The sequence below is a fragment of the Dermacoccus nishinomiyaensis genome (assembly GCF_900447535.1).
In the GTDB taxonomy this organism is placed as follows: Bacteria; Actinomycetota; Actinomycetes; order Actinomycetales; family Dermatophilaceae; genus Dermacoccus; species Dermacoccus nishinomiyaensis.
In genome coordinates this window covers 1065857-1077328 of record NZ_UFXX01000001.1, presented here as the reverse complement: position 1 = coordinate 1077328, position 11472 = coordinate 1065857, and the positions used below count along the sequence as shown (strand labels likewise).

12 protein-coding genes are annotated in these 11472 nt (G+C 67.4%); 6 read left to right on the top strand and 6 right to left on the bottom strand.

The features are described 5' to 3' along the window. Nucleotides 1–81: 81 nt before the first annotated feature. Nucleotides 82–999, bottom strand: coding sequence for an NAD(P)-binding domain-containing protein (locus DYE07_RS05055; protein ID WP_172462947.1), 918 nt, complete (start codon nt 997–999; stop codon nt 82–84). A gap of 287 nt (nt 1000–1286) precedes the next feature. Between DYE07_RS05055 and DYE07_RS05050 the strand changes: the two genes are divergently transcribed. After that, entirely contained in the window at nt 1287–1928 is a 642-nt protein-coding gene (locus tag DYE07_RS05050) for a recombinase family protein (RefSeq protein WP_115296477.1), read from the top strand. A 34-nt stretch (nt 1929–1962) separates the two neighbouring features. On the opposite strand, the gene DYE07_RS05045 is transcribed toward DYE07_RS05050, so the two are convergent. From DYE07_RS05045 to DYE07_RS15345, 3 genes are all read right to left on the bottom strand, one after another. Then, nucleotides 1963–2997, bottom strand: a complete 1035-nt coding sequence (locus tag DYE07_RS05045) for an AlbA family DNA-binding domain-containing protein (protein ID WP_115296476.1) — start codon at nt 2995–2997, stop codon at nt 1963–1965. Between the two features lie 279 nt (nt 2998–3276). Next, a complete protein-coding gene (locus DYE07_RS14475) occupies nt 3277–3495 on the bottom strand; it encodes a hypothetical protein (protein WP_143181598.1) in 219 nt (72 codons plus the stop codon). Nucleotides 3496–3516: 21 nt separating this feature from the next. Further along, nucleotides 3517–3846, bottom strand: coding sequence for a hypothetical protein (locus DYE07_RS15345; protein ID WP_337905407.1), 330 nt, complete (start codon nt 3844–3846; stop codon nt 3517–3519). Between the two features lie 135 nt (nt 3847–3981). On the opposite strand from DYE07_RS15345, the gene DYE07_RS05035 reads away from it, so the two are divergent. Both DYE07_RS05035 and DYE07_RS05030 read left to right on the top strand, forming a co-directional pair. Beyond that, a complete protein-coding gene (locus tag DYE07_RS05035) occupies nt 3982–4245 on the top strand; it encodes a hypothetical protein (RefSeq protein ID WP_115296474.1) in 264 nt (87 codons plus the stop codon). 81 nt (nt 4246–4326) lie between these two features. Then, complete coding sequence (locus DYE07_RS05030) at nt 4327–5709, top strand: MFS transporter (RefSeq protein WP_115296473.1); 1383 nt, start codon at nt 4327–4329, stop codon at nt 5707–5709. Between the two features lie 18 nt (nt 5710–5727). Here DYE07_RS05030 and DYE07_RS05025 read toward each other — a convergent pair whose 3' ends face one another. Then, nucleotides 5728–6948, bottom strand: coding sequence for an MFS transporter (locus DYE07_RS05025; protein ID WP_237723920.1), 1221 nt, complete (start codon nt 6946–6948; stop codon nt 5728–5730). A 37-nt stretch (nt 6949–6985) separates the two neighbouring features. Between DYE07_RS05025 and DYE07_RS15080 the strand changes: the two genes are divergently transcribed. Next, a complete protein-coding gene (locus tag DYE07_RS15080; RefSeq protein WP_115296471.1) occupies nt 6986–7960 on the top strand; it encodes a mycothiol transferase in 975 nt (324 codons plus the stop codon). 230 nt (nt 7961–8190) lie between these two features. Here DYE07_RS15080 and DYE07_RS05015 read toward each other — a convergent pair whose 3' ends face one another. Then, on the bottom strand, nt 8191–8592 hold the full coding sequence (locus DYE07_RS05015; protein ID WP_074040379.1) for an SMI1/KNR4 family protein: 402 nt from the start codon (nt 8590–8592) through the stop codon (nt 8191–8193). A 221-nt stretch (nt 8593–8813) separates the two neighbouring features. Here DYE07_RS05015 and DYE07_RS05010 point away from each other — a divergent pair, with 221 nt between their 5' ends. Both DYE07_RS05010 and fumC read left to right on the top strand, forming a co-directional pair. Beyond that, the gene (locus DYE07_RS05010; RefSeq protein ID WP_115296470.1) at nt 8814–9836 is read left to right on the top strand and encodes a magnesium transporter CorA family protein; all 1023 of its coding nucleotides are present in this window, start codon (nt 8814–8816) and stop codon (nt 9834–9836) included. 142 nt (nt 9837–9978) lie between these two features. After that, a complete protein-coding gene (gene fumC / locus DYE07_RS05005; RefSeq protein ID WP_062255828.1) occupies nt 9979–11376 on the top strand; it encodes a class II fumarate hydratase in 1398 nt (465 codons plus the stop codon). The last annotated feature ends 96 nt before the right edge of the window (nt 11377–11472 follow it).

Here is an 11472-nt window from a genome sequence, read left to right as displayed (position 1 = left end):
GCACGTAGTTCTGCCACGCTCGAGCGGTAGCAGAACTACGTGCACAACCTCGTGTAGCAGAACGCGTGCTCAAACGACCGTTTATGCACTGCTTCTTTGCTCGTAGATGCGCGCGAGCATGTGCACTTCTGTGCCTGCCAGTCCAACCGAGAGATAGACGCGTCGACCAGTGCGCACCGAGCTTTCCGTTTGCCCTCGATCTGCCGCTGCCAGGGTGGCCAAGTCCACTACGCCAGCACTTAGGCCGGCATCCGCTACGAGTGCCGGCGGGTCGTAAGCGCGCAGTTGGTCCGGTGAGTCCGTGGTGACGACCGTGGCACCGTCCAGCAGGGCAAGATCAAACTCAGCGCGCCCAACCTGTTTGGGTCCAAGTGTCGTGACAAGCACGTCATCCTTGAGCCATGTCGCGTCGAGGACCGGGGTGGAAGAATTCGTAGCCAGCACCACGATGTCGGCACCTTCGGTCGCTTCGCGCACCGAGCTGACCGGTCGCGCATCGATACCCAACTCCTGGGCCTGCGCCGCCAACTGTTTGCGGGAGTCCTCTGAACGACTCGTGATAGCAACGTGCGCGATGTCAGTAGCCCCCGAGATTGCCCACAGCTGCGCCCATGCTTGGTGACCGGCTCCGATGATGGCTAGATGCGCTGGGCCCTGCGGTCCAAGGAGAGAAGCGGCAACTCCCCCTAGCGCTCCAGTGCGCATGGCACCGAGCTTGTTGCCGACGTGGACCGCCGCGATGTCCCCAGAGGACGCGTCGTGCACGGCAACGATTTGCTGCCCGGCGGTCGTGGGCAGCGTGTCGTAGACGCGATAGCCGTAATGGGTCGCGGTTTGCCCGGCGGTCATGACGATCTTGCCGGACACCAGGGACGCATGAACCCGAGGCGGGCTCGAAAGCGCACCGCTAGCCCGCAGCTGCAGAGCTTCCAGCATCCAGGCCACCGCATCGCCTGGGGCAACGCTGTCGAGGTCGCCATCAGTCAGGAGAAGGGTCATGACTCCACCCAACCACTCACCTGCGTTTTGCCTGTCGCACAAACGAAGGTTTTTGCAACAGCCGAGGACTGCGGCTGACCGATTGGTGCGAAGCCGCCGACCCGAGCGCCCGAGTGTGCCGATAGGGCCATCCCTAGATTCCCCTTGTCCGAGAGTGTGCATCTGAGGGGGTTCCTACTTGCGTGGGGTGGGGTACACCCTATTTGCACAGTTGCTCCGCTATGTGGCTCGCGTGCAAATAGGGTCGGTCGCCACCTTGTTGCCCACTTTGCGGGTAGGGTCTAGACATGCGGGGACAAATTGTGGGGTACGCGCGCGTCTCGTCGACATCACAGAATCTAGCCAGACAACTAGAAGCACTCGGGGCGGTCGACGAGCTGTTCACCGATCACCAATCCGGCAAGAACCGAGCCGATCGCGCCGGCCTGGCGGACGCGCTGCGCTACGTGCGCCGAGGTGACACGCTGCGCGTCGCATCGATGGACCGGCTCGCGCGATCACTGATCGACCTCGAGCAGATCGTCTCCGACCTCACCGCGCGCAAAGTGAGTGTCGAGTTCGTCAAGGAACGCCTCACCTTCTCACCCGACGCCGCGGCCGAGCCGTTCGCGACGTTCCAACGCCAACTCATCGGCGCCGTCGCCGAACTCGAGCGTTCCCTCATCCGCGAACGCCAACGCGAAGGAATCGACCTGGCCAAAGCACGCGGCGTGTACAAGGGTCGCGCCCGCCGCCTCAGCGACGAACAGATCGCCCATGTGCGCCAGGCAGCAGCCGCCGGCGCGAACAAGGCTGAGCTCGCGACCGACCTTGGGGTCTCGCGCCGCCTCATCTACGACGTCATCGCCGGCAACGGCGCCTATGCATCACCATCCCAGCCTGGACGCTGCGGTGGCGATGAGCTGACATCGGCGGGCGGTGACGGCTGAGCAATGCTCGCCGGATGGCGCGTGGGTGGTACAGCTAGGACTGGTCGTTCGGGCCAGAAAGCTGTAAGCAGTGGAAGCCGATCGACATAGGTAGCTGACCGTTTTGCGACGCTGCGATGAGGAGCCACTGCACGCTCTGGTGCAGATGTGCGAAGCCAGCGCCGCACAGCGCGATCGGCTTGCGTGGGCCCATGTGGTTGTCGGCAAGACGAATGCCCTGATCCTGCAGGAAAGCTTGGGTTTCTTGACTGGCATGGAGAAGGTCGGCGCCTTCAGGGAAGACGATGATCATGCCTGCGGCTTGCAGGGGACTGAGTAGGTGGGCATCAGGTACCGCGCGTTCGAAGGAGCCTTGTGGTGCGGTCATGACAAGGATTTCTTCGGGCCACTCGCCCGCGTAGGTGCGGGGTCGGATGCGTGCCGTGGGGTGCCATGGCCCAGCCTTGGGGCGGCACTCCAACTCTGCATTGAGTGTTGCACAGGCTAGGGCGAGCCGCTCGGTGACGAGGTCGTCGAATCGGCCTGCGAGGAAGCGCGCCTGAAGCATCCTGATTTGATCCGGAGTTGCTGGTGAGGCGATCTCACCGTGTCGCACATAGACCGTGCCGGCCCGTGCTTTTCCGAAGTCGCGTTGGAGGACACGTAGCGGATCGCCGTCAGCGGGAGGAGCTACTTCGATCACGAGGACTGTCTTTTCCCCCATGGCTACGTGGTGCGCTGTCCAGGCGGGCGCTTCAAGGCCAGTTCCTAAGAAGGTCGCCAGTTTTTGCTGTATCTCGGTGGCGCTGAAGGCGGGTGCGCCGTGAAGGCCGGACTCGCTCGCCCCGACGACAAGGTAGCCGAACCCCCCGCAGTCAGCTTGTGCCGTTGAGACGTCGCGGTTGGCCAGAGCGAGTATCTCTTTGGCCAACTCGAACATGCCAGCTTTGGCACCCAGGTCGCATTCGCTCTTCCACTCGAGCCAGTGAGTCTCTCCATGCTTGTCCGCGGCGGTGATGATGGCGTCGATGAGATCTTCACGGCGCTGCGGCGTCGCGATCGGGATAGTGGTGTCGAACGCGACCGGCATGACCGTTCTCCTTCAGTGGGCGACGAGAGAACTCGTACTGTCGAGGCTGGCTTTTGGAAGGGCCGCGTGCACGAACTTGCGGCTCTTGAATTGCGACCGCGATCCGTGTGCACGGTGCACCCGGCCACATCGACGCCGTCAGAACTCGTCACGCTTGGCTTGCGAGCCGTGCCGAGGTTCTTGTTCGCCACGCCATCCCCTGTAGGTGTGCATCTCGTGTGAGGTGCGTCCTGCCCGATTATGGGCCACGACGGGCCGCCTAGGTTGGCTCACCCCGGCTCAGAGCCCCCCATCCACCGACGTGGGGTAGCCGTAGCGGCGGCGGTGGTCATCCCAGCTCGACGCGTACGCCTGACGCAGGGGCTCAGCCAGATTCGCGAACCACACGCGTCGCTCCTCACGGCGCCGCTCGAACTCCCGTCGATCCTGCGCGTGCAACCAGTCCACGTGCCGCTGTGCCGGATCGACACCACGGCGCAGGTTACGTTCCTCCCACACGCGCTTGTGCTGCTGTTGCTGTCACACACTCAGACGCGAGAACTCCCCGCTCAGCCGCTGCACCCGCAACGCCCGCTCACCCACGTCCAAGCCCGCCCACCATCGCTGTGCGCGCTCCTGGCACGCAGCGATCGACGCGCGCCGCGCCAGCACCCACGCCGACGCACGCTCACGAAAGACCTGTCGTTCCAACGAGATTCGGTCACGCACCACCTGCTCGACGGACGCCGCCTCGAGAGTCGGCAGGGTCTGGGGGCGCGTCCACTCGGCGTTCGCCGAGACCTGCGCCAACCCGTGGGCCTGCAAGTGCGCCAGATGACGCAGCACCTGCCGTCGCGTCCACCCCGACACCTCACCCGGGGGTGCACAGCTGCGCCTTCAGCGCCACATATTCAGCCGACAGGCCCACCCTCGAGTCGAGGGGCGCCAGCACCAACCACGTAGCAGGGGGAGTTCACCGGGGAGGGTGGGGGCCAAGGGGATGTGATGATCGCGGCGCTCGTGCTGCTGGGGTTGGGTTGGAACGCTGGATTGCTGGCCGGCACGGCGATGCTCGTCGACGCCACCTCGAGCGCGACCCGCGCCCGCACACAGGGAACGTGCGACGTCCTCGTCGCACTTGCCGGAGCGGGCGGCGGCATCGGCGCAGGCGTCGTCGCCGGCGCCACGACCTACGCGACGCTGTGCTGCCTCGCCGTCGTTGCAGCCGTTGCGCTGCTCGCGTTCGTGCCCCGCCGAAAGTCGGCGTGACGTTTTATTCATCGCCATGACACAAAGGCGTTAGGGTGGACGTCATTCCTTTCTTTCCCATGTGACGAAAAGAGCGGCGCCATGACGGTCCGTCCCACCCCACTCTCGGCTCCCGCGAGTCGAACCGAGCGGCTCGATCGGTTGCCGTTCACGGCGCGTCATCGCTCGATGCTCGTCGGTTCGGGCGTCGGCTGGGCGCTCGACGCGATGGACGTCGGGCTCATCAGCTTTCTCATGGTGGCGGTCAAGAAGGAGTGGGGGCTGACGACCGGCGACCTGTCGGTGCTCGCCTCGATCGGCTTCGTCGGCATGGCGATCGGCGCCGGTGTCGGCGGCGCCCTGGCCGACCGCATCGGGCGCCGCACCGTGTTCGCGGGCACACTCGTCGTCTACGGCCTCGCGACGGGTCTGTCGGCGCTCGCACCGAGCTTCCTCGTCCTGTGCGCCCTGCGCTTCGTCGTCGGGCTCGGCCTCGGCGCGGAACTCCCGGTGGCCTCGACCCTGGTGAGCGAATTCGCCCCGAAGCGCCTGCGTGGACGGATGGTCGTCGCCCTCGAGTCGTTCTGGGCGCTCGGGTGGCTGCTCGCGGCCGTCATCGGATTCACGATCGTGCCGCACGACAACGGGTGGCGCTGGGCGATGGCGCTCGGGCTCGTGCCCGCTCTCTACGCAATTCACGTGCGCCGCGGGTTGCCCGAGTCGGTGCGCTTCCTCGAGAAGGTCGGCCGCGACGACGACGCCGAACGCATCGTGCGCTCGTTCGAGGCCGCGGCGGGTCCGGCGCAGCGCAGCGACGGCGCGCACCTCGACGACGCTGCCGACACCCACGCGGGCGCGCAGGGAACCGCCGTCGACGTCGAGACGACCAGAACGTCAGAGCCGGCGAGCCCGTTCTCGGCGCCGTATCGAACGCGGACTGCCGCTCTGTGGGCGACGTGGTTCGGCGTCAACTTCGCCTATTACGGGGCCTTCTTGTGGATCCCGACATTCCTCGTCGCGAACGGCTTTCCGGTGGCGAAGTCGTTCGGTTTCACCCTCGTCATCACGATCGCACAGTTGCCCGGATACGCGGTGGCTGCGGTGTGCGTGGAGAAGATCGGACGCCGACCGACGCTCGCGCTCTTCCTCGCAGGTTCGACGGTGTCGGCGCTGCTGTTCGGTCAGGCCACGTCGGAGACGACGATCATGGCCGCCGGGTGCGCGCTCAGCTTCTTCAACCTCGGCGCGTGGGGTGCGCTGTACGCCATCACGCCCGAGATCTACCCGACGCTCATGCGCGCGGGCGGCGCCGGCGGCGCGACGGCGTTCGGGCGCATCGCCTCGATCGTGGCGCCGCTCGTCGTGCCTTGGGTGTTCACCCATCACGGCGAGGGCTGGACGTTCGGTGTCATCGCCGCAGCCTTCGCGGTCGCGACGCTCGCCGCGCTCGCGCTGCCCGAACGTCGGGGGCAGGCGCTCGACTGACCCGGCGGGGACGAGGCGTCAGCTCTCCTGTGGGTCGCGCAACGCCGCGGTGAACGTCAGCCCCGTCAACAGCAGGCCCGCGACAAACGGCAGGATCATCGCGCGCTGGATGCCGAAGTGGTTGCTGAGGAAGCCGATGATGCCGGGCCCGGCGAGAAACGCGGTATAGCCGAAAGCGGTGACGATGGCGAGCACGCGGCCGCCGCCGATGTGGCCGGCGATGGCGTAGATCTGCGGGGCGATCATGCCGACACCCAACCCGACGAGCAGCCAGCCGACGAGGATGAGCGGCAGCGACGACGTGGTGATGACGACGCCGAACCCGGCCACCGCGACGGGCGCGCCGAAGCGCACGACGGCGGCGCGCCCGAATCGTGCCACGAGTGAGTCGCCGAGCAGCCGGATGACGACCATCGTCGCGGACACGCAGACGAGACCGGCCGCGCCGACCCCCGGGTCGACGTGCGCGACGTCCGTGACGTGGATCGAGGCCCAGTCGATCGCGGTGCCCTCCGTGAACCCGAAGAACAAGGCCATGACGCCGAGCAGCCACGCCTGCGGCGGGATGCCGGGTCGCGGCGGTGCGTCGCCGCTCCTGGGGCTGATCGGCGCGGCGTCGTCCGTGCTGTCCTCGACATGCGGTGCCTGCGGCGTCAGAGCGAACAGTGCGGTGAGCCCCGCCCCGGCAAAGATCGCTGCCGCGACGAGGGCCCACCTCGGATCAGCCCCGTCGCCGCCCTGCAGTTTCGCCGAGCCCATGACGAGCAGGGCGCCGAGGAAACCTCCGAGCGAGAAGAACGCATGGAACCGGCTCATGATCGCCGTACCGGAGGCCCGCTCGGCGTCGACGCCGAGGGCATTCATCGCGACGTCCATGACACCGTTGCACGCGCCGATCATCACGCCGCCGACCACGAGGGTGGGGTAGTTCGGGGCGAACGCGACCACCAGCAACCCGATGGCGAGGCCGACTCCGCCGACGAGTGACGGCAGGCGCGGTGTGAACCGGTCGGAAACGCGGCCGCTCACCTGCATGGCCACGATCGCGGAGCCCCCGGCCAGCAGGAGGACGAGCCCGATCCCCGACGCGTCGGTGTGCAGGCGTTCACGGAGGCCGGGCAGCGAACCGCCCCAGGCCCCGATCATCAGGCCGTTGACGAGGAAGATGCCGAACACCGAGCGGATGAGGGCGCGGCTCTGCGCTGCGGTGAACGACGTCGTGGGAGTCGAGGTGGGCATGCGCTCCATTGTCACCGCTGCCACCTACCCTGGTCGAATGGACGGCAAGGCCACGCTGAAGACGTACCTCGACTCGCTGCGTTCGGCGATCCTGTGGAAGCTCGAGGGCCTCGACGAGTGGCAGCTGCGCTGGCCGATGACGTCGACGGGGTCGAACTTGCTCGGCATCGTCAAGCACCTCGCAGCGATGGAGCACGGCTACCTCGGGCACGTCTTCGACCGCCCCGGCGAGGAGCTGCCGTGGATGGGGCAGGACGCCGAGCCCAACGCCGACCTGTGGGCGACGTCCGACGAGACCGTGGAGAGCGTTGTGCGCCTCTACCGCCGGGCCGTCGCACACGCCGACGAGACGATCGCGAGCCTCGACCTCGACGCCGCCGGCCACGTGCCGTGGTGGCCGCAGCCCGACGTCACCCTGCACCGCGTACTCGTCCACCTGAGTGTGGAGGTGGCCCGCCACGCGGGGCAGGTCGACGTCCTGCGCGAACTGCTCGACGGACGCGTCGGCATGCGTGAGGCGAACCCCAACCTGCCGTGGGGCGACGAGTTCTCCTGGGAGAGCTACGTGGAGAGGCTTCGTCAGATCGCGATCGACGCGCAGTGGCCCGGTGCCCGACCCGGTCTGTACGGGTTCGCGGGCCCGCAGCGGGACGCGCTGCTCGCGCCGATCCTTCGCGGTGCCAAGACGGCGACATCATCCCTGGCAGCCGCGTATTCAGCGGACGATGAACTGCCGCGGGTCGGTGAGCGCGAGGTGCTCATCTCGTCGGCGGGGATGCCCGTCGGCGTCACCGAGACAGTCGAGGTGCGCGTCGTCCCGCTGGGAGAGGTTGACCTCGAGCACGCCGTCGACGAGGGGGAGGGGTTCCGCAGCGTCGACGAATGGCGCGGGGCGCACGAACGCTTCTGGGCCTCCGACGCGATGCGGGCCGAGCTCGGCGACCCCGACCTCGTCGTCGACGATGCGACGCCCGTCGTGCTGCAGCGCATCCGGCTCGTCGAGACGCTCTGACGGGTGTGCCGGCGCGGTGGCACTGGAGGTTCGCCGGTGTCGAGATGCCCGCCATTCCGAGGACCGCGGGCGCTCGTGGACCGAGTGGTTCGAGGCGCAGTGACGACGGAGCAGCGCCTCGCCGATGCGTCGTGATGACGCACCACGCGCCGCGCCCGGCGCCGTCATCACGCCTGATGCCCGGTTGTCCTGGTCAGCGTGGGCGCGTCATAGCGCCCTGATCGCCGCGCTCAGGCGAACAGGTCGTCCTGCTCGGCGTGCTCGTTGCGCAGCGACTCGAGGAAGCCGACGAACGTGGCGCCGAGCTCGCTGAGCTCCTCGCCGCTGTCGCGCTCGACGTCGACCCAGCGCGTCGGGTGACCGGGGACGACGCCGAAGTCCCAGTCCTCGCCGCGGCCGAAGACGACGATGTCGCCGGTCTTGGTCACCGAACTCGGGTGCAGCACGCGCAGGTAGGGCCCGTCGGTGCCGTCGGCCATGTGGACGTTGCCGTTGTACGTCGCCGTCGTCAGCCAGAAGGCGCGCAGGTCGTCGGGAAAGGTAACGCCGAGCTTCTCCTCGGCGTGCGTGAGGTCGTCCTCGGTGGCGGGGGAGTCGAAACGGTCAGGGCTGAAGTACTCCGTGAAGGACATGCCGTCAGCCTAGGGCCTGCGACCCGTGAGCGGGCCGCGACGAACGACGAAGCGAGTAGCGCGATGGTCCGTGGGTGCTTCCGCCCCGTGAACCGGGCCGCGACGATCCCAGCGTCCTGTCGGCGCGATCCACAGCGTCTTGTCGGGGCGATGCGTCACAATGCGCTCATGATTCGTCCTGCTCCGCTTCGCTCGAACCCCCCGCGCGCCGGTGAGCCGTCATGATCGAGGGTCTCGATATCGCTGACGCGCGGGTGTGGCGCAGGAAAGAGGCGAAGGCGCGCTCCATCGAGGCGGGTGCGCTCGCCGACGCGATGCGCGACGAGGAGAACCTCGTCTGGGTCGACCTGCTCGACCCGTCGCCGGAGCAACTGCGTCAGCTCGTCCTGCGGTTGGGCGTGAGCGGGACTGTGGTCGAGGATGCTCTCGCTCCGCACGAGCGCGCCAAGGTGACGGCTCACGCCGACCATCTGTTCTTCACCGTGTACGCCACGCAGCTCGCGACCGACACCCTCGCCGAGCACGCTGACGGGGGCAGCCACCTCAGCGTCACGCGCATCAGCGGCATCGTGCTGCCGCGGGCGCTCATCACGATCAGGGTCAGCTCGCCGCACTGCGAAGCGTTCGACATGGGTGAGGTCGTGAAGCGCTGGGATGATTCCGCCTCACTCATGACGCAGGGCAGCGGCGCGCTCGTGCACGGGTTGCTCGACTACGTCGTCGACGGCCATTTCGACACAATCCAGTCGCTCGACGACGCTCTCGAGGGCCTCGAGGAGACGTTGTTCGCGGAGCGGCGCACCGGCAGCGAGTTCGTCCGCACGACGTACGCGATCCGCAAGGATCTCGTCGCGCTGCGCCGCGTCGTCCTGCCGATGCGTGAGGTCGTCAACGCGCTCATGCGTCACCGCGGGCGCACGGGCGGGCCGCTCGACGCCTGGTACGACGACCTGTACGACCACGTGCTGCGTGCCTCGGAGTGGACCGAGTCGCTGCGTGACATGGTGAGCACCGTCTTCGAGACGAACCTGTCGCTGCAGGACGTGCGGCTCAACACGATCATGAAGAAACTCGCCGCGTGGGCCGCGATCATCTCGGTGCCGACGGCCGTGACGGGCTGGTTCGGCCAGAACGTGCCCTACCCCGGTTTCCAGGCGCATTCGGGGCTCGTCATGAGCGTCGTCGTCATCGTCGCGTTGTCGGGCGGGCTCTACGCGATCTTCCGCCACAACGACTGGTTGTGACCTCCCCGCCCACCTGCGTCCTGATGCACCCGGGTGCATCAGGACGCAGAGGGTTACGGCTGGGCGCTGACGACGAGGGTGGCCTCGCCGCGCACCCCTCCGGGCGTTCGCGATCGTGGTGAGGCGTGCCTAAGCTGGAGGCATGGTCAAGCGCATCGAAACCGACAGCATGGGTCAGATCGAGGTCGACGAGAACGCCTACTGGGGCGCGCAGACGCAGCGCAGCATCGAGAACTTCGACATCGGCCGTGACACGTTCGTGTGGGGGCCCGTCATGGTGCGGGCACTCGGCATCCTCAAGAAGGCCGCCGCGCAGGCGAACGCCGATCTCGAGCAGCTCCCGAAGGACGTCGCGGAGCTCATCGAGAGGGCCGCGGACGACGTCATCGACGGCAAGCTGAACGATCAGTTCCCGCTCGTCGTGTTCCAGACAGGCTCGGGCACGCAGTCGAACATGAACGCCAACGAGGTCATCTCCAACCGCGCGATCGAACTCGCCGGCGGAGAGCGCGGCTCGAAGAAGCCCGTTCACCCCAACGATCACGTCAACCGTGGTCAGTCGTCGAACGACACGTTCCCGACGGCGATGCACATCGCCGTCGTCCTCGACCTCGTCGAGCGCCTCTATCCGGCCGTCACCGAGCTGCGTGACGTGCTCGACGCCAAGGCGAAGGAGTTCGACGACGTCATCTGCGTCGGGCGCACCCACCTGCAGGACGCGACGCCGATCCGTCTCGGTCAGGAGATCGGCGGCTGGGTCGCGCAGCTCGACTTCGCGCTGTCGCAGGTGCGTCAGGCCGAGCAGGCGACGCGGGCGCTCGCGATCGGTGGCACCGCCGTCGGTACGGGGCTCAACGCGCACCCCGACTTCGGCATGCTCGCCGCGCAGAAGATCTCCGAGATCACGGGCGAGAGCTTCCACCAGGCCGACAACCTGTTCGCGTCGCTGTCGGCGCACGACGAGCTCGTCGCCGTCAGCTCGTCGCTCAGGCTGCTCGGCGGGGCGCTCATGAAGATCGCGAACGACGTGCGTTGGCTCGCGTCCGGGCCGCGTAACGGTATCGGCGAACTCGTCATCCCGGAGAACGAGCCGGGCAGCTCGATCATGCCGGGGAAGGTCAACCCGACGCAGTGCGAGGCGATGACGATGGTCGCCACCCGCGTGTTCGGCAACGACGCGACGGTCGGTTTCGCCGGCTCGCAGGGCAACTTCCAGCTCAACGTGTTCAAGCCCGTCATGGCGCACGCCGTGCTGGAGAGCATCCGCCTCATCTCGGATGCGTGTCGTTCGTTCACCGCGCACTGCGCACGTGGCATCGAGCCGAACCGGGAGCGCATCGACGCCAACCTCGCCTCGAACCTCATGGTCGTGACGGCGCTCAACCGTCACATCGGCTACGACAAGGCCGCCGCCATCGCTAAGAAGGCGCACAAGGAGGGCACGACGCTGCGCGAAGCGGCGCTCGCGTCCGGCGACGTGACGGGCGAGGACTTCGACCGCTGGGTCGTGCCCGCCGACATGACGCACCCGTCCGCCTGACGAGCCCTCCCACCGGCGAAGGGGTTGTGGAGGTTCGTGCGCTCAGACGCGCAAACCTCCACAACCCCTTTCGTCGTCTGTCGTCGTCTCGGAGCG

Excerpts from the sequence above, each read along its gene's own strand:
- DYE07_RS05055 (WP_172462947.1), bottom strand. The coding sequence starts at position 999 with ATGACCCTTCTCCTGACTGATGGCGACCTCGACAGCGTTGCCCCAGGC.
- DYE07_RS05050 (WP_115296477.1), top strand. The coding sequence starts at position 1,287 with ATGCGGGGACAAATTGTGGGGTACGCGCGCGTCTCGTCGACATCACAG.
- DYE07_RS05045 (WP_115296476.1), bottom strand. The coding sequence starts at position 2,997 with ATGCCGGTCGCGTTCGACACCACTATCCCGATCGCGACGCCGCAGCGC.
- DYE07_RS05035 (WP_115296474.1), top strand. The coding sequence starts at position 3,982 with ATGATCGCGGCGCTCGTGCTGCTGGGGTTGGGTTGGAACGCTGGATTG.
- DYE07_RS05030 (WP_115296473.1), top strand. The coding sequence starts at position 4,327 with ATGACGGTCCGTCCCACCCCACTCTCGGCTCCCGCGAGTCGAACCGAG.
- DYE07_RS05025 (WP_237723920.1), bottom strand. The coding sequence starts at position 6,948 with ATGCCCACCTCGACTCCCACGACGTCGTTCACCGCAGCGCAGAGCCGC.
- DYE07_RS15080 (WP_115296471.1), top strand. The coding sequence starts at position 6,986 with ATGGACGGCAAGGCCACGCTGAAGACGTACCTCGACTCGCTGCGTTCG.
- DYE07_RS05015 (WP_074040379.1), bottom strand. The coding sequence starts at position 8,592 with ATGTCCTTCACGGAGTACTTCAGCCCTGACCGTTTCGACTCCCCCGCC.
- DYE07_RS05010 (WP_115296470.1), top strand. The coding sequence starts at position 8,814 with ATGATCGAGGGTCTCGATATCGCTGACGCGCGGGTGTGGCGCAGGAAA.
- fumC (WP_062255828.1), top strand. The coding sequence starts at position 9,979 with ATGGTCAAGCGCATCGAAACCGACAGCATGGGTCAGATCGAGGTCGAC.